22 protein-coding genes are annotated in these 22,748 nt (G+C 62.0%); 12 read left to right on the top strand and 10 right to left on the bottom strand.

The features are described from left to right. Positions 1-10 precede the first annotated feature (10 nt). From copD to LZ605_RS05065, 4 genes are all read left to right on the top strand, one after another. Complete coding sequence (copD, locus tag LZ605_RS05080) at positions 11-940, top strand: copper homeostasis membrane protein CopD (RefSeq protein WP_017354978.1); 930 nt, start codon at positions 11-13, stop codon at positions 938-940. Between the two features lie 247 nt (positions 941-1,187). Next, positions 1,188-3,323 (top strand): copper-transporting P-type ATPase, encoded by a 2,136-nt coding sequence (locus LZ605_RS05075; protein WP_024957401.1) that lies wholly within the window; start codon positions 1,188-1,190, stop codon positions 3,321-3,323. 28 nt (positions 3,324-3,351) lie between these two features. Next, complete coding sequence (locus LZ605_RS05070) at positions 3,352-3,627, top strand: hypothetical protein (RefSeq protein ID WP_005413412.1); 276 nt, start codon at positions 3,352-3,354, stop codon at positions 3,625-3,627. Between the two features lie 74 nt (positions 3,628-3,701). Continuing rightward, entirely contained in the window at positions 3,702-4,253 is a 552-nt protein-coding gene (locus tag LZ605_RS05065; protein ID WP_031269107.1) for a DUF305 domain-containing protein, read from the top strand. A 29-nt stretch (positions 4,254-4,282) separates the two neighbouring features. Here LZ605_RS05065 and LZ605_RS05060 read toward each other — a convergent pair whose 3' ends face one another. Then, positions 4,283-4,471 carry an arginase family protein gene (locus tag LZ605_RS05060; RefSeq protein ID WP_187756563.1) on the bottom strand — a complete coding sequence of 63 codons (189 nt, stop codon included), beginning with the start codon at positions 4,469-4,471 and terminating at the stop codon, positions 4,283-4,285. An 88-nt stretch (positions 4,472-4,559) separates the two neighbouring features. Between LZ605_RS05060 and LZ605_RS05055 the strand changes: the two genes are divergently transcribed. Both LZ605_RS05055 and LZ605_RS05050 read left to right on the top strand, forming a co-directional pair. After that, positions 4,560-4,847: a TonB-dependent receptor gene (locus LZ605_RS05055; protein ID WP_005413409.1), complete on the top strand. Its 288-nt coding sequence runs from the start codon at positions 4,560-4,562 to the stop codon at positions 4,845-4,847. A 26-nt stretch (positions 4,848-4,873) separates the two neighbouring features. Next, positions 4,874-5,704, top strand: a complete 831-nt coding sequence (locus LZ605_RS05050) for a DUF4198 domain-containing protein (RefSeq protein ID WP_249844024.1) — start codon at positions 4,874-4,876, stop codon at positions 5,702-5,704. 104 nt (positions 5,705-5,808) lie between these two features. Here the strand turns inward: LZ605_RS05050 and LZ605_RS05045 are convergent, their stop codons facing one another. The 5 genes from LZ605_RS05045 to LZ605_RS05020 form a co-directional block, all read right to left on the bottom strand. Continuing rightward, a complete protein-coding gene (locus LZ605_RS05045; RefSeq protein WP_005413407.1) occupies positions 5,809-8,949 on the bottom strand; it encodes an efflux RND transporter permease subunit in 3,141 nt (1,046 codons plus the stop codon). Beyond that, a complete protein-coding gene (locus tag LZ605_RS23090; protein ID WP_005413406.1) occupies positions 8,946-10,460 on the bottom strand; it encodes an efflux RND transporter periplasmic adaptor subunit in 1,515 nt (504 codons plus the stop codon). Before LZ605_RS23090 ends, LZ605_RS05045 begins: the two co-directional genes overlap by 4 nt. Continuing rightward, the gene (locus tag LZ605_RS05030; protein WP_153855341.1) at positions 10,457-11,761 is read right to left on the bottom strand and encodes a TolC family protein; all 1,305 of its coding nucleotides are present in this window, start codon (positions 11,759-11,761) and stop codon (positions 10,457-10,459) included. The genes LZ605_RS23090 and LZ605_RS05030 overlap by 4 nt, the downstream gene beginning before the upstream one ends. A gap of 73 nt (positions 11,762-11,834) precedes the next feature. Next, positions 11,835-12,230: a hypothetical protein gene (locus tag LZ605_RS05025; protein WP_005413404.1), complete on the bottom strand. Its 396-nt coding sequence runs from the start codon at positions 12,228-12,230 to the stop codon at positions 11,835-11,837. 137 nt (positions 12,231-12,367) lie between these two features. Then, complete coding sequence (locus LZ605_RS05020) at positions 12,368-12,610, bottom strand: heavy-metal-associated domain-containing protein (RefSeq protein WP_224482004.1); 243 nt, start codon at positions 12,608-12,610, stop codon at positions 12,368-12,370. 336 nt (positions 12,611-12,946) lie between these two features. On the opposite strand from LZ605_RS05020, the gene LZ605_RS05015 reads away from it, so the two are divergent. The 5 genes from LZ605_RS05015 (at position 12,947) to LZ605_RS04995 (ending at position 17,067) form a co-directional block, all read left to right on the top strand. Beyond that, positions 12,947-13,219, top strand: coding sequence for a BPSL0761 family protein (locus LZ605_RS05015; RefSeq protein ID WP_019184714.1), 273 nt, complete (start codon positions 12,947-12,949; stop codon positions 13,217-13,219). 122 nt (positions 13,220-13,341) lie between these two features. Then, positions 13,342-14,163 carry an SseB family protein gene (locus tag LZ605_RS05010; RefSeq protein ID WP_019184713.1) on the top strand — a complete coding sequence of 274 codons (822 nt, stop codon included), beginning with the start codon at positions 13,342-13,344 and terminating at the stop codon, positions 14,161-14,163. 403 nt (positions 14,164-14,566) lie between these two features. After that, a complete protein-coding gene (locus LZ605_RS05005) occupies positions 14,567-14,710 on the top strand; it encodes a hypothetical protein (RefSeq protein ID WP_153855340.1) in 144 nt (47 codons plus the stop codon). 197 nt (positions 14,711-14,907) lie between these two features. Continuing rightward, positions 14,908-15,339, top strand: a complete 432-nt coding sequence (locus LZ605_RS05000) for an NIF family HAD-type phosphatase (protein WP_031269101.1) — start codon at positions 14,908-14,910, stop codon at positions 15,337-15,339. 1,098 nt (positions 15,340-16,437) lie between these two features. Further along, positions 16,438-17,067, top strand: coding sequence for a cyclin-dependent kinase inhibitor 3 family protein (locus tag LZ605_RS04995; RefSeq protein ID WP_306341171.1), 630 nt, complete (start codon positions 16,438-16,440; stop codon positions 17,065-17,067). 314 nt (positions 17,068-17,381) lie between these two features. On the opposite strand, the gene LZ605_RS04990 is transcribed toward LZ605_RS04995, so the two are convergent. The 3 genes from LZ605_RS04990 to LZ605_RS04985 form a co-directional block, all read right to left on the bottom strand. Further along, positions 17,382-18,056 (bottom strand): helix-turn-helix domain-containing protein, encoded by a 675-nt coding sequence (locus tag LZ605_RS04990; protein WP_005413401.1) that lies wholly within the window; start codon positions 18,054-18,056, stop codon positions 17,382-17,384. A gap of 242 nt (positions 18,057-18,298) precedes the next feature. Continuing rightward, on the bottom strand, positions 18,299-18,826 hold the full coding sequence (locus LZ605_RS23180; protein WP_395760189.1) for a DUF6988 family protein: 528 nt from the start codon (positions 18,824-18,826) through the stop codon (positions 18,299-18,301). Between the two features lie 436 nt (positions 18,827-19,262). Beyond that, the gene (locus LZ605_RS04985; protein WP_049401600.1) at positions 19,263-19,523 is read right to left on the bottom strand and encodes a hypothetical protein; all 261 of its coding nucleotides are present in this window, start codon (positions 19,521-19,523) and stop codon (positions 19,263-19,265) included. A 61-nt stretch (positions 19,524-19,584) separates the two neighbouring features. On the opposite strand from LZ605_RS04985, the gene LZ605_RS04980 reads away from it, so the two are divergent. Beyond that, a complete protein-coding gene (locus LZ605_RS04980) occupies positions 19,585-19,785 on the top strand; it encodes a hypothetical protein (protein ID WP_032966765.1) in 201 nt (66 codons plus the stop codon). Here LZ605_RS04980 and LZ605_RS04975 read toward each other — a convergent pair. Next, a complete protein-coding gene (locus LZ605_RS04975) occupies positions 19,782-22,748 on the bottom strand; it encodes a Tn3-like element TnAs1 family transposase (RefSeq protein WP_249844023.1) in 2,967 nt (988 codons plus the stop codon). The two genes, LZ605_RS04980 and LZ605_RS04975, sit on opposite strands and share 4 nt — an antisense overlap.

Genomic DNA, 22,748 nt, shown 5'->3' with positions numbered 1-22,748 from the left:
GGAGTCGCGAATGTTCGACCTGTCGGCTTATGCACTGAGATTCTTGGAATACCTTGTCATCATGGTTCTTTTCGGGGTTCCACTCTTCGGTTGGTACGGGTCGCGTCGATCGGCACTCGCCGACGCCTTGGCCGGGTGGTCACTCATGGGCGTTCTATTGGCGGGTGCCGTAGCCGGTCTCGTGCTCACCGGGCTCGATGTCGTCTTCAAGACCGCGGGCATCATGGGAATGCCGCTTGCCGAGGTTGATCGCGCATCGCTTGGCTGGTATCTGCTCGAGACGTCCGCGGGCCGGGCAGCCATGGCGAGAGGCGCGCTGCTGGTCGCCCTGATGTTCGTGCTCGGATGGCATCGTCGCCGCGGGAAGGTGGAGACCGCCTTCCCGCTGGGGGCGATGCTGGCGGGCGGCGCACTCGCTTCGCTGGCATGGAACGGCCACGCCGCCGCTGGCGAGGGCTTGGCAGGCGCGGTCCGGCTTGCTGCAGGCATCGTCCATCTTCTCGCGGCAGGCGGCTGGATCGCAGCGGTCCTGATGTTCCTTGCCATGCTGCTGCGCGGCAAAGAGACGAACGGCAGCGGGCGTCTGCGATCAACGCATGACTTTCTGCATGGTTTTTCGACGCTGGGAACGATCTTCGTTGGTGCGCTCATCGTGTCCGGCATCGCGCACTACGGGGATCTCACCGCGTGGTCGTTTTCGGCCCTGTTCCAGAGCACCTACGGGAAGTTGCTGCTTTTCAAACTGGCCCTGTTCGCTGGAATGCTGGGTTTGGGAGCGCTGCACCGATGGACGCTGGTGCCGCGCTTGGAACGAGCGCTGACCAGCGGAGATCCCGCGCAGGAGGTGCGGGCTTTGCGGCAGAGTGTTACGGCTGAGGCCGCGCTGGCCATCTTGATCCTGATTGTTGTTTCAGTGCTCGGGACGCTCAGCCCCGAATAGCTGTGTAACCCGCAATGGCACACTGCCTTGGCAGTCCATCCCCACTAAAGCGAGCATCGGCATGAACTCACCGTCGTCCCATGACCATCACCATTCTGCAGGCGCAGCCCCTGTCGAGGCTGCGGATGGACGGGTCATCACCAATCCCGTCCGCTATACGGACGATGCTCCCCAGCAAGTTGAAGTGACCGCCCCAGCAGCGGTGGCCCAACCCAGCGGTACCCACGCCACGGTCTACACCTGCCCGATGCATCCGCAGATTCGTCAGCCAGGTCCCGGCACCTGTCCGATCTGCGGCATGGCGCTGGAGCCGGAGATGCCCTCGCTGGAGGAGGACGACAATCCAGAGTTACGCGATTTCACCCGAAGGTTCTGGTGGACGTTGCCTTTGACGTTGATCGTCCTGGTCTTGGCCATGCTGGGACACCGTCTGCCCGGCTTGTCCACGCAGGCGCGCACCTGGATTGAGCTCGTGCTGAGCGCCCCGGTGGTGCTCTGGGCGGGGTGGCCTTTCTTTGAGCGCTGCCTACAGTCCATCGGCAATCGCAGCCCCAACATGTGGACGCTGATCGGCATCGGCGTGGCCGCCGCGTTTGGCTACAGCGTGGTGGCCACCGTGGCACCGGACCTGTTTCCGGACTCTTTCCGCGAGCATGGACGGGTAGGGGTCTACTTCGAGGCGGCAGCGGTCATCGTCTCGCTCACCCTGCTCGGACAGCTGCTGGAACTGCGGGCGCGTTCCAAAACCTCGGCGGCCATCAAGTCCCTGCTGGGATTGGCGCCCAAGACGGCTCGCCGCGTCAAACCCGATGGGGGCGAAGAGGACGTTGCGCTGGATCACGTGCACGTGGGTGATCTGCTTCGCGTACGACCGGGCGAGAAGGTGCCGGTCGATGGGGAAGTCATCGAAGGCCGCGCCAGTGTCGATGAGTCGATGCTGACCGGTGAACCCATTCCGGTGGAGAAGGCTGTCGGTGATCACGTTATAGGCGCCACGCTCAACGGGACGGGCGCCTTAGTCATCCGGGCGGACAAAGTCGGATCCGGGACGGTACTGGCGCAGATTGTGCAGTTGGTAGCCCAAGCCCAGCGCTCCCGCGCGCCGATGCAGCGTATGGCGGACAAGGTGGCGTACTGGTTTGTCCTGGCCGTGCTGGCCACGGCGGTGCTCACGTTCTTCGGATGGGGTCTGTTTGGACCCGAACCGTCCTGGACCTTTGCCGTCCTCAATGCCGTATCGGTTCTGATCATTGCTTGCCCGTGTGCCTTGGGTTTGGCTACCCCCATGTCGATCATGGTCGCCACTGGCCGCGCTGCGCAGGTCGGGGTCCTGTTCCGCGATGCTCAGGCGATCGAGCAGCTACGTCTGATCGACACGTTGATCGTGGACAAGACCGGTACGTTGACCGAGGGGCGTCCAGCCTTTCGCGACACGCTCTCCAACGCCGGCTTCGACGCCGATCAGATCCTTTGTTTGGCCGGCAGCTTGGAGCAGGGCAGTGAGCACCCCTTGGCCGAGGCCATCGTGGCTGAAGCCCAGCGACGTGGCTTGAACCTGGTGGCCGCCCAAGATTTTGATTCGCTCACCGGCCAAGGCGTCCGCGGGCGCGTGTCCGATCAGGATGTCGTGCTCGGCAACCAAAGCCTGATGGCGTCGGTTGGCGCCGATGTAGCACCTTTGCAAAGCAGCGCCGAGCGTCTTCGGAAAGAAGGCGCTAGCGTGATGTTCCTGGCGGTCAATGGTCGGTTGGCCGGCGCCATTGCGGTGGCTGATCCCATCAAAGCCACGACCTTGCCTGCCTTGAACCTGCTACGTGCCGATGGCCTGCACGTGGTGATGGCCTCCGGTGACGCACAGGCGACGGCCGAGGCCGTGGGGCGCACGCTGGGCATCGAGGATGTGCGTGGTGGCGTCAAGCCGCAGGACAAGGCCGACCTGGTCCAGCAACTCAAAGCCCAGGGTCGTCGCGTGGCCATGGCTGGCGATGGCATCAACGATGCGCCGGCCCTGGCGGCAGCCGATGTGGGCATCGCGATGGGGACGGGCACGGATGTGGCCATGTCCAGCGCCCAGCTCACCCTGGTCAAGGGTGATTTGAGGCGCATCGTGCAAGCCCGTGCCATCTCGTCTTTGACGGTGGCCAATATGAAGCAGAACCTGGGCTTCGCCTTCGTCTACAACGCCATCGGCGTGCCTATCGCCGCCGGCTTGCTGTATCCCAGCTTCGGCCTTTTGCTCAGTCCGATGATGGCGGCCCTGGCCATGAGCCTGAGCTCGGTTTCGGTGGTCACCAATGCCCTGCGTTTGTCCGGCTCCACCGTTGTTGCCACCCCCCACCCTGACCGCGCCGATGAGCCTGCGCGCGGCCATTCCTGTCACTGATGGCTCATATCCCACAAGGAGTACTGCAATGAAGCGTTATGCCTCCCTCTCGATGATGGCCTTGTTCCTGATGGCGGGCGCGGCCTTCGCCGGCGGCCAGACCACCACGCCCACCACCGACCACGGTCAGCACAAGCCGGCGGCGGCCGATGCCGATTTCACCAAGCTCGATGCCAACAAGGACGGCTCGCTGTCCAAGGAAGAACTGGCCAAGCACAAGCTGGCGCCGCACTTTGGCATGCTCGATAGCAACAAAGATGGCAAGCTGAGCCCGCAGGAATTCGCTGCCGGCAAGGGTATGTAAGTGTTCTCAGCCCGGGAGCTGTTCCAACAGTTCGCGGGTTCTTCCGCCGTTCTGCCATTCCCACGGAGATTGTTATGTCCTCTTCGCACGGTACGCACGAAAACGCGCAAGACCCGCAGTCCCAGCACGCAAAACCGCACGCCTCACACCAACCTGCCCACCAGGCACAACAAGGGCATCAAGGCCATTACGGCCGCCTGTTGTTGATGATGGGCCTGTCTTTCGTGGCCATGTACGCATTGATGTACGCAATGGTCGATCAGTGGGCTAACGTCTATAACAACGTGAACCAGTTCTACATGGCGGGCCTGATGGCCGCTCCCATGCTGCTGATCGAGCTGTGGCTAATGTCCAGCATGTACCCCGATCGCCGACGCAATCTGATTCTGGCTGGTCTGACGGTGGCGTTCATGCTGTTCTGCTGGTGGGGCATTCGCACTCAAGCAGCGGTCACTGACAAACAGTTCATCCGTTCGATGATTCCCCACCACGCTGGCGCCATCCTGATGTGTGAGGAGAATCGTCTGAAGGATCCTGAGTTGGTGAAGCTCTGCCAGGACATTATTACCTCGCAGACACAGGAGATCGCGCAAATGAAGCAGTTGCTGGCTGAGCGTTCCCATTAGCTCACTGCCTTTTGCCAGCCGATATCACTTCACTGAGCCTGCGCACTGACCATTCGGTGGATCAAACGCGCGGCCACACGTGCGGTGGCTTGATCCGGATCCAGGGGCGGACACAGTTCCGCCACGTCGACCACACGTACCTTGCCCGAGGCCATGACCAGATCCAGCAGGGCTTCCAGGACCTCCAGACTCACCCCGCGTGGGTTGGGGGCGCTCACGCCCGGGGCCACCACCATTGAGTACGCCGGCAAGATCACCAGCGGCTTGGGTAGCTACACCCAGTGGCGTGGCTTGGGCTCACTGCGTATGGGCAAGAACCGTTGGACCGGCGTCTATTCGGCGCAGTACATCGGCAGCGCGGACGACATCATCGCCGTGCCCGACACGATCGGCTCGCATGTGTCCAGCGTGGTGTACCACAGCCTGCAACTGAGCTACGGCATCAAGAAGAAGTGGGATATCTCCGCCGGCGTTGAAAAAGTGCTCGATAAGAAGGCGCCGTTCGTGAAGAACAACCCCAACACCGACACCGACACCATGACGTACGACTTGCTGGGTCGTCGCTGGAATGTCCGCTTTGGTTACCACTGGTAAGCCACGATCACGAGGAGCTACACATCATGAGAAACACGCAACTATCCGCCACACTACTGCTGTTCGCTGTGGCCGGCAGTGCCGGTGCGCACGACCTGTTTGTCGCTTTCTCCAAGCCTGGCACCGCAGCGGGCGAGGCGAACACAGCGTTGGTGAACAATGGCACCTTCGATGAAAGTGCAGGTGCAGTCACCCGAGCGCGTCTACAGGACGTTTCGCTGAGTCAGGGCGGCGCTAAGGCTGCACCGGACTTGGCCAGTTGGAAAGAGGTCGGCAAGCAGAGCCAGCTCACCGTGCATCCGGCGGGCGAGGGCACCTATCTGCTGGGGGTCTCGACGATGGCCTCCACCAGCACGCGTACGGCCAGCGAGTTCGGCAAGTACCTGGAGTTGGAAGACTTGCCCGATACCCTGGCCACCTATGATGCGAGCAAGTTTCCCAAAGGGGTCACCTATAGCTATACCAAGCATGCTCGTACCATTGGACAGGTGGGCACAAAACTGACCGACGATTTCGCTGCCTCGCTGGGCTATCCGCTGGAGATCCGCTTGGCCCGCAATCCTGGAAGCGTGAAGGTCGGCGAACAGCTGTCGTTCCAGGTGCTGCAGCAGGGCACGCCAGTGCCCAACCTACGCGTGTACGTCGGTCATCGTGCTGACGCACCGGTCAAGGGTGGGCACGGTAGCGCTACGCTCCTGCGCACCGATGCCCAAGGCCAAGCCAGTTTCCAGGTGACCACCGCCAAGACCTGGTACATCCACACCAATCACATTGTGCCCTCTACACAAAATGGTTTGGATTTTGTGTCGGATCGGGCGTCGCTGAGCTTTGAGATTTCCCCGCACGCCGGGCACTGATAAGTAAGCATGTAGGCGGTACTCTCCCCTTTGACGCCAGTCATGACTTCTTCCATGACTGGCGTCTTTTTGTGGGGACTTACCTCAAGTGCTCAGTCTGTCTCTCATTGGTCGCCCCGCGCCGCGCGCAATCCACGTCGCCGCACTAGATAGAACGCTGCGGGAATCACCACCATAGAGAGCACCGGTGCGGTGAGCATGCCACCCAGCATCGGCGCGGCGATACGTTGCATGACCTCCGAGCCGGCACCGGCACCGACGAAAAGCGGAAACAACCCGGCCAGGATGACGGCTACCGTCATCGCCTTCGGGCGCACCCGTTGCACGGCGCCTTCGTAGATAGCCTCTTGCAGGGTAGACACATCTTCCGGCGCACCGCTGGCCAAGCGCTGCTCCCAGGCATGACGCAGGTACAGCAGCATGATGACGCCGAACTCAGCCGCAACGCCGCCCAGGGCGATGAATCCGATCATGCTGGCCACCGAAATCGCATGGCCCAGCCCCCAGATCAACCAGAAACCGCCCACCAACGCCAAGGGCAAGCTGAGCAGGATGATGGATACATCGCTAAGCCGGCGAAACACCATCCAGATGACCAGGAAGATGATCGCCAACGCCGCGGGCACCACCCATTGCAGGCGTGCCAAAGCCCGTTGCAGATACTCGTACTGCCCCGACCACGCCAGACCATAGCCGGCAGGCAAACTCACCTGGGTCTGCACCGCGGCTTGCAGGTCCTGGACCACCGATCCCAAGTCGCGATCGGCCACATCCACGTAGATGTAGCCCACCAACCGGCCGTTATCGCTCTTGAGCATCGGCGGGCCTGGGCTGATTGACAGCTCCGCCACCTGGCTCAAGGTCAGTTGCACACCGCCTGGCGCGATCAGCGGCAGATCCTGCAAGGCCTGCAACGAGTCACGCTGGCCACGGGGGTAGCGCAAGACGATGGGATAGCGTTCGCGCCCCTCGATCGTTTCCCCGATTGGATCACCGCCAACGACCGTGGCAATCAGTTGCTGGAGTTGGCCTTGAGTGAATCCGTAACGTGCAGCGATTTCCGGGCGCACCTGTACATCGACATAGCGCCCACCCGTGACGCGTTCGGCCAGTGCCGAACTCACGCCGGGCACAGTCTTGGCCACCTGCTCGATCTGCTGGCTCAGGCGCTCGATCTGCTCCACATCGGGTCCGGAGACCTTGATCCCAATCGGGCTCTTGATGCCGGTGGCCAACATATCGATGCGATTGCGAATGGGCGGGACCCATAGGTTGGTCAGACCGGGAATCTTGACCGCTGCGTCCAACTCCTGGCGTAGCTTCTGGGGGGTCATGCCCGGGCGCCATTGATCCCGCGGCTTGAAGGTCACGGTGGTCTCAAACATTTCGATCGGTGCCGGATCGGTCGCACTTTCGGCACGGCCCGCCTTGCCGAACACGTGCTCAACCTCCGGTACGGTCTTGATCATCCGGCCCGAGAGCTGGAGCAACTGACGGGCCTTGTCGGCGGACAGGCCGGGCAGGGCCGTGGGCATGTACAACAGGCTGCCTTCTTCCAAGGGCGGCATGAACTCACTGCCCAACCGGCTAAAGGGGATCAAGGTGAGCACTAGCAGCAGGCCGCTGAGCAGCAAGGTGACACCGGGATGTTTGAGGACCCACAGCAGGATGGGCCGATAGCCAGCGATCAGGATGCGATTGATGGGGTTCTGCTGTTCCGGGCGGATGCGGCCGCGGATCAGGTAGCCCATCAAGACGGGGATCAAGGTCACCGACAACCCTGCTGCGGCGGCCATCGCGTAGGTCTTGGTGTAGGCCAGAGGCGAGAACAATCGCCCTTCCTGCGCCTGCAGGGCAAAAACCGGCACGAAAGACAGGGTGATGACCAGCAAGCTGGCGAACAGGGCCGGTCCGACCTCGGCCGCCGAGCGGGCCATCAGCTGCCAGCGCTCCTCACCCTGAGGTTCCCGGCCGTGCGCCTCCCGCCAGTGCTCCAGATGCTTGTGTGCATTTTCGATCATCACCACCGCTGCATCGACCATCGCACCAATGGCGATGGCGATGCCGCCTAATGACAGCAAGTTGGCGGAGATCCCCTGGGCGTGCATCACGATGAAGGCCGCCAGGATACCCAAAGGCAGGGTGATGACGGCCACCAACGCCGAGCGTAGGTGCCACAGGAACAGCAGGCATACCAGCGCTACGACCAGAAACTCTTCGCCAAGCTTGTGGGTGAGGTTGCGTACCGCATCCTGGATCAGCTCGGAGCGGTCGTACACCGGCACCACTTCCACGCCCTCGGGCAAGCTGGATTGCAACGCCTGCAGTCGCGCTTTGACGTTCCGAATGGCCCCCAAGGCATCCTTGCCGGTCCGCAGGACGATCACGCCGCCGGCCACCTCACCTTGACCATCCAACTCTGCGATACCACGACGGAAGACCGGCCCGCGACTGATCGTGGCCACCTCGCCGAGCAGGACGGGGATGCCGTCGTTGCCGGTTACCGGCACCTGTTCGAACGCCTCCTGTGTGCGCAGGTAGCCTTCGCTGCGCACCATCAGTTCGGCTTCGCCTTGTTCGATCACCGAGCCCCCGGTAGCGCCGTTGGCCGCATCCACCGCCTCGATGAGCTCGGCCACCGTCAGTCCACGGGCCGCCAACGCCTGCGGATCGGGCTGGATCTGCCAGGCGCGCACCGCACCGCCCACACTGGCTACTTCAGCCACGTCCGGCACGGTTTTTAGCTCATAACGAAGAAACCAGTCCTGCAACGCACGCAGCTGCCCCACATCACGTTGACCTGTCCGATCCACCAAGGCGTACTGGTAGATCCAGCCCAGTCCTGTCGCATCAGGACCCAGCGCCGGATTCACATTCGGCGGAAGTCGATCGCGTACCTGGCTCAAGTACTCGAGCACTCGAGAGCGCGCCCAGTAAAGATCAGTGGCATCGTCAAACAGGATGTAGACGAATGAATCACCGAAGAAGGAGAAGCCGCGTACCGCCTTCACGCCCGGCACGGACAACATCGTGGTGGCCAACGGGTAGGTGACCTGGTCTTCGATGATGCGCGGGGTTTGCCCCGCCCATTGCGTGCGGATGATGACCTGGGTATCGGACAGGTCCGGCAGCGCATCCAGCGGCGTGTTCTTTACCGACCAGATACCGACCACCGCCAGCAGCGCGGCGGCAACCAGCACCAGCACGCGATTGGCGATGCAAGCATGGATCAGGCGCGCGATCATGGTGTGCCCTCCATCGCTTCGGACATGACCTCGCTTGCCTGGCAATCAGCGGCTGCGGCGGGGCCGAACTTGGGTACCAACTGCATATCCATGAACGGTGACTTGCCCGGCTTGTCGAAATGCTTCTCCGGCACCATCGGGTCATACCAGTACTGCACCGGGCAGCGCGGCGGCGTAGAGGTGGAGGTGTCTGGCGCGACAGGCGCCGGCTGTCTGGACGGTGACGGCACGACAGTGCGTGGTTCGTGCCCGGCGTCATGGCGCTCGTGCACACCTGATGCGCTGGCAGGGCGTGTCGGTTGTGCAGCACCCAGGCGCTCCAACGCACCGGAGAGACTGGCTTCGGAGTCGAGCAAGAACTGACCCGAGACGACCACGCGTTCACCACCGGCCAAGCCTGCCACGATCTGCGTGCGCCCTTGCACGCTACGTCCCACACTCACCCGCACTGGCCGGAAGCTCCCGTCCGGATCCTGCACGATGACCCGGCTGTCCCGCCCGGTGGCGATCAGCGCCTCCGTGGGAACGACTGGCAGGGCCTGCTCGGCGTCGGGCTGCACCAGAACCTCGGCGAACATGCCCGGCACCAGCCGACGCTGCGGGTTGCGCAGCACAATTCGCGCCCGCTGCGTGCGACTAGCCATGTCGACCTGGGGAAGCAACGCCTGGATCTGTCCGGCAAAGCGCTCTGCCGGCCAGGCACTGACCGTGGCCTGCACTGAGGTCCCCGGCCGCAAGGTGCCCAGCGCTGCCTGGGGTACCGAGGCCTCCAGCCACAACGTGTCCAGCCCATTGATCTTGAACAGTGGCGTACCGGGCATCACCGTCTGTCCCTCGCGTGCCAGGATCTCGGTCACGACACCACTGTGGTCTGCGCTAAGCACGACGCCACTTCTGGCCGAGGCGCCAGAAGGAACACCCAACGAACGCAACCGTTGTTGCGCCGCACCCTGCAGCTCACGCGCGCCCGCGGACTGAGCTTGGCTCAGGGCATGTGCTTCGGCGATGGCCGCGTTCCATGCCGGGGCCTGCACGGTGGCCAGCGTTTGACCACGACGAACCTCGGTAAACGGCGCCTTTACCTGCACGTGGGTGATCAAGCCTTCCATGCGCGCACTGATCACGCTTTCCTGGGTCAGATCCCACGTCAGTGTGCCCGGCACGCGTACGGCAGTCCCTAGTAACTCTACCGTCACTTCCTGAGTGCGTATGCCCACGTTCTGCTGCAGGCGCGGATCGATCTGCGTTCCGCCCCCTATGGCCTCATCTGCGTATTTGGGCAGCAACTCCATATCCATGAACGGAGATTTGCCCGGCTTGTCGAATCGCTGCTCCGGCGCCATGGGGTCGTACCAGTACAGCACCTTGCGTGCTTGATCTGCGACGCTCGTGCCGGGGGGCGGGGTGGTATCAGAGGTTCGAGTCATCCAGGCGTAGCCGCCGGCAAAGCCGAGCGCCAGCAACCCGAGGGCCACGGCGAGCTGTGTGAGACGCGTCTTGGTCGGGCTCATGGCGTGTTCTCCTCATGGGGTAGCAGATAGGCCAGTGCCGCCCAGGCACGGCCCTGTTCGCCCAGCAGACGGGCGTTCTCCAGGTGCAATTCGATCTCATCGCGCCGCGCTTCCAGCCACGGCTGCAGGTCGGCACCGGCGCCGTAGGCGGCCAACGCCGTGCGTGCACGATCGCGCGCCAAAGGCAGGCTCTGCGTGTTCTGGCGCTCCAACTGGCCGGTTAACCCGCGCCATCGCGCTATCGCGCGTTGCACCGACTCGGCTTGGATGCGCCGGGCCTCATCGCGCTCTGCGGACACCGCCTCCAGCTCGGCCCGCCGTGCCGCGATGCCTCGTGCTTGGCGGTTCTTCTGGAACAGCGGCAGGCCCACACCCACTTCCACCATGAGCATGTCGCTGCGCGCCATGCCGTCGGGTGCGCGCTCGCGACGTCCGTAGGTGAGCTCCACACTCCAATCCGGGCGGGTTTCGGCCACGGCCGCATCCACCTGGGCCTGGGCTAAGCTCTCGCGTGCCTCCCAGCCCAGTAGTGGCGTGTGTTGGTCCAGTTTGGCCAGCAGTTGGGTGGGCTCCAATGGCAACTGCGAAAAATCCGGTGCCGCACCACTGGCCAAGATCGCCTCTGGTGCAATACCCAACCACCGCGCCAGGCCGGCCTGCGCGGCGGCGTGCTCCGCATGTACCTGCTCCAGGCGATTGTCCAACTGCAGTAGGGCGGCCTGGGCGGCAAGCACATCACTGGCCCCGGCCGTGCCGCCTGCCAAGCGAGCACGCGCCGCACGCTCGGCTATACGGGCCGGCTCGCGCAGACCCTCCAACGCATCTACGGCTTGCTGCGTACTCCACAGCTCGATCCAGGCCAGCGCGGCCGCTTGGGCCACCATCTGCTGTTCGGCCATCGACAGTGAGCGCGCTTGCGCCAGCGTCGCTTGCGCCAACGCGTGCTCGGCACGTCGTTTCGCACGCGCAGGAAACTCCTGCATCAGACCGATTTGCTGGGTGGTCATCTCATCGGCCCGCAAGCTGAAGGCATCGGGTCCGCTGACGGGCCAGTTCGCCAGCCCCACGATCAAACGTGGGTCGGGAAGCGCGCCAGCACGCGCGGCTTCTTCGGTACTGGCATCGATCTGCGATCGGCGCACGTGCAGGGTTGGGGCGTTAGCAAGCGCCCGTTGTAGGGCTTCTGTGTAGCTGATCGGGATAGCGGGCGATGCCGCCAGCACAGGACCACTGAGCGCCAGGGCAAACACGAACCCACACGCCATCTTGCGCCTTGCACGCAAGAAGAAAGACATCTCCATAAGACCTCCGGGAAACGACAACGAGCGCGCTGCAACGCATGCAGCACGAGCACGGGTCAATCCAGGAGGGGGCTTAAATCAGCAGGCTACAGAAGCGCTGCAGGGGAGGCGGATCGGACACGCACACCGGAACATCCCGATACAACTGCGCGTGTACCGGTGGCAACAGAGCCTGCACCAGCGCGAAGGCGGCCAGCGCGGGCTGGTAAGGCACTTGAGGGGCCTTCGCATCGGCCGTGGCGATGTGATCGCGCTGGCAATGCTGGTCGCACAACGCCGGAGCATCGGGATCCGGCGTGGACATCTCTTCGCAACCGACCATCAGGGTCGCTTGTCCAGCTTCCACCGATTCCAGCGGACAGGCGTAAGCCACCAGCGCGAGTTGCTGCAGCAGCAGCGCCCACAGTCCCAGCCATGCCAGTCGGGCACGAGAACGGGGTCGCCGCCACCGCCTCAGCAGCCTCACCATGACAGCTCCCGCACGCCCGAAGCAGCGCCTGCGGACGCTGGGCAGATCAGGGCAGGGGACGTGCGAGCTCTCATGATGGCCAGTCTAGCCCTCTTGGGGCCGACTGTCATTGATCAGGATCAAGCCCTCGCGCGGACTCAGCGGTGGCATCCGCCGCAGCAGGAGGATGCGACGGCCGGGGCGGCCGGCGTACCAGCCTCAGAAGGGAGCACCGCAGCGATCACATAGCCTTGCCGCTGGATAGCCTCAACCGCCTGTTCTACGGCAAGCAGGCCCTCGATCTTGACCACGCCACTGCCCAGATCGACGTCCACCTGGGCGTGGGGGTCAAGGGCCTGAATGGCTTGGGTGACCGTTCGGACACAGTGACCACAGGTCATACCTTCAACAACGAGATTCATGGACAACCCTCCAAAAGCATCGGCGGTTTGCCGACGGCGTGACGATGAGCCTTCCCACGGTGGGAAGGTCAAACGACAGGCAAGTTGAGTGGTAATCCGTCCCGCGTTGTTGACCTTCCCATCATGGGAAGGCTCAGGCTACCTGCTCGTTCCTATTGGCCCTCACTCCATGGACATAACGCTCACTTATGCGAATTAAGTTATTGATTATATTACATTAATACAGGAATCGCAAGGTCTGTAGTTGCACCGTGCCCTGGCCGGCCACAAACGCGATAAGCTAAGCATTCCTTAGTGCTAGTCATTCTTGATGTCATGACGATGCCATCTGAGCGCACCCGCAATGTGCTGCAGGCGGGCGCGTTCCTCAGGCAGCTAGCGGCCAGCCAAGCCGTGCCTAAAGAGGTGCGGCAAGAGGCATATCGACTGCTGCGGCACTATCCAACCGTCAGCGACATCGAGGCGATTGCTGAGCACGAAGAGCGGCTGCGAGCGCTGACCCAGTCGGCCTTCGTACGACCCTACCTGAGCAGCGAGATCGAGGCGGATTGGTTCTCCGGGTACCCGCTCGGCCCTCATCGCATCTGACCATGAAGCAACCGAGCAGGCCGCGTGGAAGAGGGACTACGTCTGCGGAGACAGCGCTGGAGGCTTCCTTTGAACGGGCCCGCGACAGTGCGGCCGAGGAACGCGCATTCTTCAAGCGACTGATGGATGCGATCGTGTACGTGCATGCGCCCATCTCGGACGACGCGCAGACACTGCGGCTGGTCCAGTTCCGCCATCCTGACGGTTTCGATGCGATCCCTTTCTTTACCTCGCTCGACAAGGCGCAGGCGGCCAGCTCGTCTGCTGTCAGAATTCTGGGAGTTTCAGGCCGTGAGCTGCTAACCGGTACTCGCGGCGCGACGTTGATGCTCAATCCCAACTACGGCGGCGTTGTCCTGTACCCGGAAGAGGTTGCGACATTGTTGGATACGGGCTTTCTGGCCAGGGTGGAACGTCTGGCGCCGGCGGAGTTCGCGGTGAGACCTGCCCAGGCCGCGCCGGCTTGGCTCGCTCCGGCCATCAGCGGCAGCCTTGAGCACGCCGACTTCGTCTCGTCGGCCTATCTCCTGGAAACTCACTCGTCAGGGGGCGTCGAACAGCCTCCCGGTCTGTTGATCTGGCTGGTGGTGGACCTGGCTTTCGCCGAGCGGGCGGCTCGTCTGGTGACCACCGCCATACAGCCCTTATGCTCAGATTTGGACGTCATCATCGACTTGGCGGTCCACGACGTATCGCTGCCTTTGCCGGCGGGCTTGGATGATCCCCAGATCCTGCCCATATTTTTTCACGAGAATCAAGCCAACTTGAGCACAGCTCATCGGCCTATGAGCCCTGAAGATAAGCTACTAGCACTCCTTCCGGGATTGACCGAGGAAGAGAAGGAACGGCGGACCCGCGAGGGTATGGCCGACGTCGACGCTGGACGTACGATCCCGCACGAGGAACTACTGCAATGGATCAGGCGACGGTCAGAGCCTTCTTGAAGGTTTCCGTTGGGTCAGGAGCGTGGAAACTCTTGAATCCAATATTCAAGAAGGGCACGCGTGCCTGAGCAGTACTCCAGGAATGCCTGTGTCACGCGGCTTCTGGTTCAATCAAGCCTAGGTCTGTAATCCACGAACTGCCTGACGTCGAGGGGTGTTTCCTCGTTGAATCATGGTGTTAGAGACGATTCGGCTGTTTTTCTCACGAATCCCTGCCGACCTTCTTGAAAAACTGAACCAGACCTACCCAAACGCTTCCGTAAGGCAGGTGGTGAGAGGGCAGGTTAAGCACATCAGGGATAGCAATCCCAAGGAGATAGAAGCGCTATGACAGGAGGCCAACGATCAACTTCCTACTATCGCCGAGCTAAAGAGGGTCAGTGCGGTTGATCCAGAGTTCCGGATGGAAAACAGCTTCTTTGGGCCCAAGCCAGTCATCACCGCCCGCATCATCAACCGCTCAACACTGCCATTGAGCGAAGCGAGCTGGAATGCGGCGCTGTACATCAGCTACATCCACACGCGTCGAGCTGGAGATGATCCCTGAGACAGCAATGGACTTTACGGACAAAGCCTATCTAAGTGCCGATCTTCAGAAGCGCATTGATTTCCTTGAGAACCAACTCAAGCAAGCGAGCGAGTTCGAAGATGTCTGATGCTACCAAGCCCCGCCGGCGGATCACCCTCCGGCGGGGCTTGGTAGCGGTACCGACGTTCACCCCCGCCAAAGAGGACCATTACACAATGCGCCCGTCCATCCTCGCCTTGGACTTAGAAGGAACGCTGATTTCCAACGCTGTAAGCCAGATCCCGCGCCCGGGCCTCTACGAATTTCTGGAGTCGGCAAAGTCGCTCTTTGAGGGTCTAGTCATCTTCACCACAGTTCCGGAGCCTAGATTTCGCGAGATTGCCGACCTATTGGCTTGCGAAGGAGCGGCCCCGGGTTGGTTTGCCCGCTTGCCATACATAGACTGGACTGGGCCGACGAAGGATCTTGCCAACGTTTCCCAGCCCATCGGCTCTGCATGGCTACTAGATGATTACGCCCCCTATGTACAACCGGGACAGGAACATTGCTGGGTCCCGGTTCAACTGTTTTGTTCTCCTTACCCCGAGGACGACGCGGGACTGGACGATGCCATCGAGGCAATCCGTAAGCGACTGAACGAGTACTAGAGGGCCATCTCTTGGCCAGCGTCCAATGGGCCACAGGCTCGCCGGTCAACCAAGGTCCAGCGCTTCGTTGGAGAACCGTCGATATAGACCTGGGGGGGCGTTTACCGCGATAGAGTCCTGAGCCCCCTCAAACCATCTCATGGACCCGTGGCAGCTGGTCGGTCTACTCAGACTAGAAGCTAAAGCTGCCAACTGCCGCTAGGTTCCAGCCAGTACGCCATGCCCAGCGGCAGGAAAGTCTCCATTGCAACGTCCAGGATCAACGGCTGACGCCAACCCTGACCAGGCAAGAAGCAAAAATCCTTCCGGGCGAGGGTTCCAGCTTGCTCGCGTCCAGCTAACCAGATGCATCTGCGTTTTATCTCGCGATCAAGTGCTCGCCTCGCGGCATGCTCATCCAAACCGCTTTGTATGAACTCCGAGGCAGAATTTCGCATGCTCGCCCACAGCACGTAGCGCTTACGCCCCAAGCTGAGCGCATTCCATTCAGGCGATCCAATCGACTGAAGCCCGTCGCCTAGCTTCGGGTCCAACCGATGCTTCCGCAGAAGGTTTGCCAAGTACGCTCGAGCTTCGGTGGATGCCAGTGAAATTCCGAGATTCCGCCTCGCACTGGGCGTGCACTCAGCCGCCCACTGGGTGAGCGACCGGGTCAATGCCGACTCAAGGTTCAAGTCACTGCGAGACCACGGAGATTTGTAGGACCAAGCCAGGGGCTCATACAGAGATCTTGCGGCAAGCCGAGAACATTCGACTGGTTCGCGATGGAGGACGCGCAGCGTCGCAAGCGTGTCAAGTGCCTGCGAGGCCAACCCCTCAGCAGCTACCGGCGAACTAGCCGTTCTTGAGCGCTCTAGCGCGCACCACGCGCACGCAAGAAAGGGACCTATTGAACGAACGAAATTGTCCAGTTCTGGCCAGGGCGCGATGAGGGTCGGTTGGCTAACGACATAGGCCACACAGCCCTCAAATCGCGATACCAGTTGTCAGGATATCAACCTGCCCACAGACTGTCTATCTGACTTTCCGATATTGACCCTTAGGTGTTCTCTCCAGTTCAACGATATCTGAACATCCGATATCCTAGCCGTGCAGCGAATGAGCGGGGAGCGCCCCGGCGCACGACGCAGAACGTTACCGCATGTTGGGAGAGCCGAAATGATGCGCACCAGCGCTAGCCACCCGTTACTGATTGCAGAGTTGCCTGTTGGAGCCCATGGAGGCGGCATAGGGGTGACATTTGCGCCAGGCAAGTACCAGGAAGTCGCCATGACTGGAGCATGGGCGAGAGACCTAGATGTGGACGTCTCGGCTATTCAGGACTGGGGTGCCACTCACCTAGTCACCTTGCTTGAGCCTTGGGAGCTCAAGGACCTTCGAATCGAGAGCTTACCGGCGATAGTGGCGGGGAAGGGCATCTCTTGGCATGGACTGCCAATCACTGATGGAGCCGCACCAGACGACAGACTCCTCAAAGATTGGCTACAGCTAAGTGCTGAGCTCGTCGCTGACATGCTGAGCGGTCAAAGGATCGTGGTCCACTGCAAGGGGGGGTTGGGACGCGCGGGAACGGTCGCTGCCATGCTTTTGCTGCAGTCTGGCGAGGCCAAGCGGGCATCGGATGCCATCCACATGGTGCGGCATGCCAGGCCAGGCGCAATCGAAACGATTGCTCAAGAGGAGTTCCTAGAGTACTGGGCGCAGAGCCTTCACCCGGGCGGAGCTTGACCACTCAGGTGCGCAGTCAGGAACTCAAGGACGAGTTGCCTGTGGATCCAGAACTCGAGGGCTTCTTAGGTCTGGATCCAGAAATCGACGGCGTCTCCATAGTGGATCTTCGCGAGGGTTCAGGGCACATCAAAAATTCGCTGCCTCGAAAGCTAAGAACCTTGCTGTCGCACGAATCAGGGTCTTGTGCTGGGGCCGGACCAGCGCTATCGCTGACTAAGGCAGGGCAACCTCCAGGGACTGTACTGCGACGGCGCGATCAATAGACATCTGTCAGATGTATCGCCACCACTATCGATCTAATGAATGCTGACTCAGCCGATGCGTGCTGCCTTAGGAGTTACGATCTGACTGCACTCGTGGCCGAGGCGAAACGCCACGACGTACAGGACCGTGGCATCCATCGGCATACCTGAGCCCATCCGAATGACGACCTTACGCTGACCGTGCGACAGTGATACTCCCAGTTCCCGCAGGACCTCAATGCGCTGCTGCAGCCCGTCGTAGATGTCTAGCTTGTCGACTTCTGAATACAGGTCTTGGCAGTCGCGATACTCACGGTAGTAGTCGACCAGTGCAGCAAACTCGCTCGCCGCCTCGCGCGACAGCTCGAAAGCCGGTTCGGACAGATCCATGTCGCACGAAACGATCAGGCTGGCCAGCTCGCGCCCAGCAGCAAGCGGGGACACCGCCAGGGTGATGTAGTCGCGCTCAAACTGCGCTTGCGCCGCCTGCAGTTCCTCGTCTGTCGGCAGCGAGAAAGGCTTGTTGAGTGCATCGATGTCATTGAAATCGAAGGCGCGCGCCAGTGCGCGACGGGTGTCGAAACTGGCCGAGTCACCCTGCTCAACCCGCTGAACTGTTCGCACGTTCAGGCCCGAGATCTCGGCCAATTGTTCTTGCGACCAATGACGCAACTGGCGGAACTGGCGAATGCAGGCGCCAACCTCAGCAGCGGTAAGCAGGCGAGGCGGGGTCTTGGTGGTCATAGAAGATAACTCCGGAGGGGTAGGGAGCCCAGATTAGGAGGGTGCCGAACTTGGAAACATGACAGTCGCCCGACAGGCCCCCGACACAGATCAACTGCCAGGACTTGCCCCAACGAGAAATCCGGGGCAACTGCTTATGCGCCCGTGATGTTCTCCCCGTGCCCCCAGAGGGGGGCGAGGCCCAACTGCCTAGTCACTCACCACAGACCCCACCCTAGACGCGCAGGCGATCCGGGACAGCTCTATGGCGAGGGCTGATGGGGGGTCAATGGCTCCAACTCTGGCAAAACACCCCCAAATTGATGATGCAGTGCATTCATCCATGCCAGAACTGGTTCGCCTGGCCACAGGTGCGCCAGATTCAGAAGGGTTAGCATGGCAAGCGCATTGCTGTTCATGGCCACCCCCGCCAGAAGCGCGCCCGGGTAGCCATTTAACTGCCTTGCCAAGGGGTGAATCCCGGCATGGAGATAGGAGTTCAAGCCGACATAAAGGCATTGTCTGGCTCTGCCCAACAACTGTGATGCTCCTCGGGGCCCAGAGGACTCAAGCTTTACGAGCATGTCCTGAACGCCAGGGAGCCTCTTTGCCGCTTGCTGACTCTCCAGAGTCAGGGGCGCAAGAAGCTTCTCGATGTCGGTGTCGGTAGCTGCATAACATGCCCAGGTTGCACGCACGAGGGCCTCATACTGGGGCCGGACCAGCGAGATTGCTGACTGGGGCAGAGTAGCGATCAGGGACTGTACTGCCACGGCGTGATCAAGGGACATCTGGCAAAGTGCCGCCACCGCCGTCGATCTTCGGTCACGTCCATGCTCTATCTCCATCCAAGCGGCTCGAATTTCACCCAAGAGCTCTAAGGAGCCCTCCAGCACAGACGCCCGATCCTGGTCAGCCGATTGAGGCACAAGTCATCCTAGAATCGTGATCTGCAGGCAAGAGTAACGGCTCGTCCATCGGGCAAAGCCCTCAGTTGGCCGGCTGGGCTGCAGCATCTGTTAGCCGGTAATCTCTGCATTGCATCATCCGTGCATCAGCAATTTCTGCGTTGCGTCAGTCGCAAGTCAAATTTTTCTGCAATGGACCGTCTTGCACTGAAATTTTATTCCTCAAAAGCTGAAATCTCTGCAATGGCACCCTAAGAATGTCTGCGATGAACAGCGTTCTGGTCCGCGCGCGATTGCTTCCTATATTGCAACCATACGCTCAGCCAGCCAACCGCCGGGATCCATGATCGCGCGAGCGGACGATCCCGGTCGCAAATGGCTGGCTGCCGTCACTCTCGTGGCTTTGAGCGATCAAGGGGAGCAGTCTGGCCCACGTGTCGAACAGAAGCCTTGGATCTTGGTGGATCAGAAGCGAAACCCGCAGCGCATCTTCCATCGCCTTGAGGTAGCCGCGGCGTATCTCAAGTGCGTTCTCGCAAGCATTGGGGCGACCAAGAATTTGTGTGATCGCGGAGGCCATAGCAGTCTGGACAGGAGGGGAGGGGAAGGCGATAGTCTGCAAACGTCTAGACGATCCCGCAATGAGCATCCTCAACGTTCTCCTCACTCGTGACCACCTCGTCGTCGCAGCGGATACCCTGGCAGAGGATGCTCTCACAGGGGCGTATTCCGCGGGGGCAAAGCTGCTGCTGATCCCTCAGCACAACGTAGTGCTTGCTGCGCGCGGGTCTACGCAATTCTTCCTGGGGGGCTCGCAGAATTCGGAAAAAATCGTACGCTAAGGTTTTCCGGGCATCCGTAGGGGCCGAAACTTCCCGTCTTCCAGTCTGCGGCTCTGCCGCCAGACGTAATCGCCGGTGAGGTTGATGTGCTCCCAGCCCAGCGGCGACAGGAATTGCAGCAGCTCGCCGTCCACCGGCTTGCCGGCCTCGACCAACCCCGGGGTGGCGCGCTCCAGGTACACCGTGTTCCACAGCACGATAGCCGCCGTCACCAGGTTGAGGCCGCTGGCCCGGTAGCGCTGCTGCTCGAAGCTCCGATCCCTGATTTCCCCAAGGCGGTTGAAGAACACCGCCCTGGCCAGCGAGTTGCGCGCCTCACCTTTGTTCAGGCCGGCATGCACGCGGCGGCGCAGCTCAACACTTTGCAGCCAGTCTAGGATGAACAGCGTGCGTTCGATCCGGCCCAGCTCGCGCAGGGCCACGGCCAGGCCGTTCTGGCGCGGATAGCTGCCGAGCTTGCGCAGCATCAGCGAGGCAGTGACGGTGCCCTGTTTGATCGAGCTGGCCAGGCGCAGGATGTCGTCCCAATGGGCGCGGACGTGCTTGATGTTCAGGGTGCCGCCGATCAGCGGCCGCAGCGTCGGGTAGGTCTGCACGCCCTGCGGCACGTACAGCTTGGTTTCGCCGAGGTCGCGGATGCGCGGCGCGAAACGGAAGCCCAGCAGGTGCATCAGGGCGAAGACGTGATCGGTGAAGCCGGCCGTGTCGGTGTAGTGCTCCTCGATCCGCAGGTCGGACTCGTGGTACAGCAGGCCGTCGAGCACATAGGTGGAATCGCGCACGCCGACATTCACCACGCGGGTGCTGAACGGCGCGTACTGGTCGGAGATATGGGTGTAGAACAGCCGTCCCGGCTCACTGCCGTACTTCGGGTTGACGTGTCTGGTGCTCTCGCCCCGGCCGCCAGCCCGGAAACGCTGGCCATCGGAGGATGAGGTGGTGCCGTCGCCCCAGTGGGCGGCGAAGGCATGCTGGTACTGGTGGTTGACCAGCTCGGCCAGGGCCGCCGAATAGGTCTCGTCGCGGATGTGCCAGGCTTGCAGCCAGGACAGCTTGGCGTAGGTCAGACCGGGGCTCGACTCGGCCATCTTGGTCAGCCCGAGGTTGATCGCATCACCGAGGATCGCGGACAGCAGCAACGTCCGGTCTTTGGCCTCGGCCCCGTCCTTCAGGTGGGTGAAGTGGCGGCTGAAGCCCGTCCAGTCGTCCACGTCCATCAGCAGTTCGGTGATCTTGATGCGCGGCAGTAACTGACTGGTCTGGTCGATCAGCGCCTGCGCCCGATCCGGCACCGCCGCATCCAGCGGGGTGATCTTCAACCCGGACTCGGTGAGGATGGCATCGGGCAGCTCGTTGTCCTTGGCCAGGCGGGCGACAGTGGCCAACTGCTCGTCCAGCAGCTGCAAGCGCTCTTCCAGATACTGGTCGCTGTTCGGGTTGATCGCCAGCGGCAGGGCCTGTTCCCGCTTGAGCGCGGCGAACTTCTCGGCCGGCAGCAGGTAGTCGTCGAAGTCGCGGAACTGCCGCGAGCCCTTGACCCAGATGTCGCCGGAGCGCAGGGCGTTCTTCAGCTCGGACAGGGCGCAGATTTCGTAGAAGCGCCGGTCGAGGCCTTCCGGGGTGATCACCAGTGGCTTCCAGCGCGGCTTGATGAAGGCGGTGGGAGCATCGGCCGGCACCTTGCGCAGGTTGTCGGCGTTCATCTCGCGCAGCGTCTGCACGGCTGCCAGCACGCCCTGCGCGGCCGGGGCGGCGCGCAGCTCCAATACCTCCAGCAGAGCCGGCGTGTAGCGGCGCAGGGTGGCGAAGTTCTCGCCGACCAGGTGCAGGTGGTCGAAGCCCTCCGGCCGGGCCAGCAGCTCGGCTTCGCTGACGCTCTCGGTGAACTCGTCCCAGGGGATCACCGCCTCGATGGCGGCATAGGGGTCGCTGCCGGCTTCCTTGGCCTCCAGCAGCGCCTGGCCGATCTTGGAGTACAGGCGCACCTTGTCGTTGATCGCCTTGCCCTGCTTCTGGAACTGCTGCTGATGCTTGTGCTTCGCGCCGCTGAACAGCTTGACTAGGATGCGGTCGTGCAGATCCACCAGCTCATCAATCACGGTTGCAGTGCTCTCCAGCACCACGGCGGCCAGGGTCGCATAGCGCCGCTGCGGCTCGAACTTGCCGAGGTCTTTGGGCGTCATCTGCCCACCCTCGCGGGCCAGCTTGAGCAGGCGGTTCTGGTGGATGTGCCGGCCCAGGACTTCGGGCAAGTCCACCAGCTGAAATGTCTTCAGCCGCTCGATGTGCTCAAGCATGTGCCGAGAGTTGGGTTTCAGCGGTGCCTGGCGCAGCCAGGTCAACCAGGTGATGCTGCTGCCGGCCTTGAGCTTCAACAGCTCGTCCAGCTTGGCCCGATGCGAGTCCGTGAGCGGTTCAACCAGGGCGCGGTAGACCCGCCGATTGGCCCGTGCAATGGCCTCCGAGCAAGCCCGGTCGATCACGCTCAACGCCGGCAGGATGCGTCGCTTCTGCCGCAGGCTCTCCAGCGCCTGGCCGGCCAGCAGCAAGCCCTTGTCGGTCTGCTGGGCCAGTTCGGTCAGCTCGCGCACCAGGGCGCGGAAGTCGGACAGGCCGAACGGGGCCAGTTGAAGGTAGGTGCGCAGTTCCTGGGCGTGCTCGCGACGGGTCACATCGCGCTCGCCGTACTTCGTCCAACTCGCCGGATCGGTCTGGACTTGCTTGGCCACCCACAGGATGACCGGTTCGGGCAGCTCGCTGTCAGTGCCCAACGCATAGCCGGGGTAGCGCAGCAGGCAGAGTTGCACGGCGAAGCCGAGGCGGTTGGCGTCGCCGCGCCGCTGACGGATCAGCGACAGGTCGGAGTCGTTGAAGGTGTAGTAGCGGATCAGGTCATCCTGGCTTTCTGGCAACGCGAGCAGGGTGCCCCGCTCCGTGGCCGAGAGGATCAAGCGACGCGGCAT

Origin of the sequence: Stenotrophomonas maltophilia, from assembly GCF_023518235.1 — a bacterium.
Classification (GTDB): Bacteria; Pseudomonadota; Gammaproteobacteria; order Xanthomonadales; family Xanthomonadaceae; genus Stenotrophomonas.
This window is presented reverse-complemented; position numbering and strand designations above follow the sequence as displayed.

Coding starts and splice junctions, on each gene's coding strand:
- copD (WP_017354978.1), top strand. CDS start 11: ATGTTCGACCTGTCGGCTTATGCACTGAGATTCTTGGAATACCTTGTC.
- LZ605_RS05075 (WP_024957401.1), top strand. CDS start 1,188: ATGCATCCGCAGATTCGTCAGCCAGGTCCCGGCACCTGTCCGATCTGC.
- LZ605_RS05070 (WP_005413412.1), top strand. CDS start 3,352: ATGAAGCGTTATGCCTCCCTCTCGATGATGGCCTTGTTCCTGATGGCG.
- LZ605_RS05065 (WP_031269107.1), top strand. CDS start 3,702: ATGTCCTCTTCGCACGGTACGCACGAAAACGCGCAAGACCCGCAGTCC.
- LZ605_RS05055 (WP_005413409.1), top strand. CDS start 4,560: ATGGGCAAGAACCGTTGGACCGGCGTCTATTCGGCGCAGTACATCGGC.
- LZ605_RS05050 (WP_249844024.1), top strand. CDS start 4,874: ATGAGAAACACGCAACTATCCGCCACACTACTGCTGTTCGCTGTGGCC.
- LZ605_RS05045 (WP_005413407.1), bottom strand. CDS start 8,949: ATGATCGCGCGCCTGATCCATGCTTGCATCGCCAATCGCGTGCTGGTG.
- LZ605_RS23090 (WP_005413406.1), bottom strand. CDS start 10,460: ATGAGCCCGACCAAGACGCGTCTCACACAGCTCGCCGTGGCCCTCGGG.
- LZ605_RS05030 (WP_153855341.1), bottom strand. CDS start 11,761: ATGGAGATGTCTTTCTTCTTGCGTGCAAGGCGCAAGATGGCGTGTGGG.
- LZ605_RS05025 (WP_005413404.1), bottom strand. CDS start 12,230: ATGGTGAGGCTGCTGAGGCGGTGGCGGCGACCCCGTTCTCGTGCCCGA.
- LZ605_RS05020 (WP_224482004.1), bottom strand. CDS start 12,610: ATGACCTGTGGTCACTGTGTCCGAACGGTCACCCAAGCCATTCAGGCC.
- LZ605_RS05015 (WP_019184714.1), top strand. CDS start 12,947: ATGACGATGCCATCTGAGCGCACCCGCAATGTGCTGCAGGCGGGCGCG.
- LZ605_RS05010 (WP_019184713.1), top strand. CDS start 13,342: ATGGATGCGATCGTGTACGTGCATGCGCCCATCTCGGACGACGCGCAG.
- LZ605_RS05005 (WP_153855340.1), top strand. CDS start 14,567: ATGGAAAACAGCTTCTTTGGGCCCAAGCCAGTCATCACCGCCCGCATC.
- LZ605_RS05000 (WP_031269101.1), top strand. CDS start 14,908: ATGCGCCCGTCCATCCTCGCCTTGGACTTAGAAGGAACGCTGATTTCC.
- LZ605_RS04995 (WP_306341171.1), top strand. CDS start 16,438: ATGAGCGGGGAGCGCCCCGGCGCACGACGCAGAACGTTACCGCATGTT.
- LZ605_RS04990 (WP_005413401.1), bottom strand. CDS start 18,056: ATGACCACCAAGACCCCGCCTCGCCTGCTTACCGCTGCTGAGGTTGGC.
- LZ605_RS23180 (WP_395760189.1), bottom strand. CDS start 18,826: ATGTCCCTTGATCACGCCGTGGCAGTACAGTCCCTGATCGCTACTCTG.
- LZ605_RS04985 (WP_049401600.1), bottom strand. CDS start 19,523: ATGGCCTCCGCGATCACACAAATTCTTGGTCGCCCCAATGCTTGCGAG.
- LZ605_RS04980 (WP_032966765.1), top strand. CDS start 19,585: ATGAGCATCCTCAACGTTCTCCTCACTCGTGACCACCTCGTCGTCGCA.
- LZ605_RS04975 (WP_249844023.1), bottom strand. CDS start 22,748: ATGCCGCGTCGCTTGATCCTCTCGGCCACGGAGCGGGGCACCCTGCTC.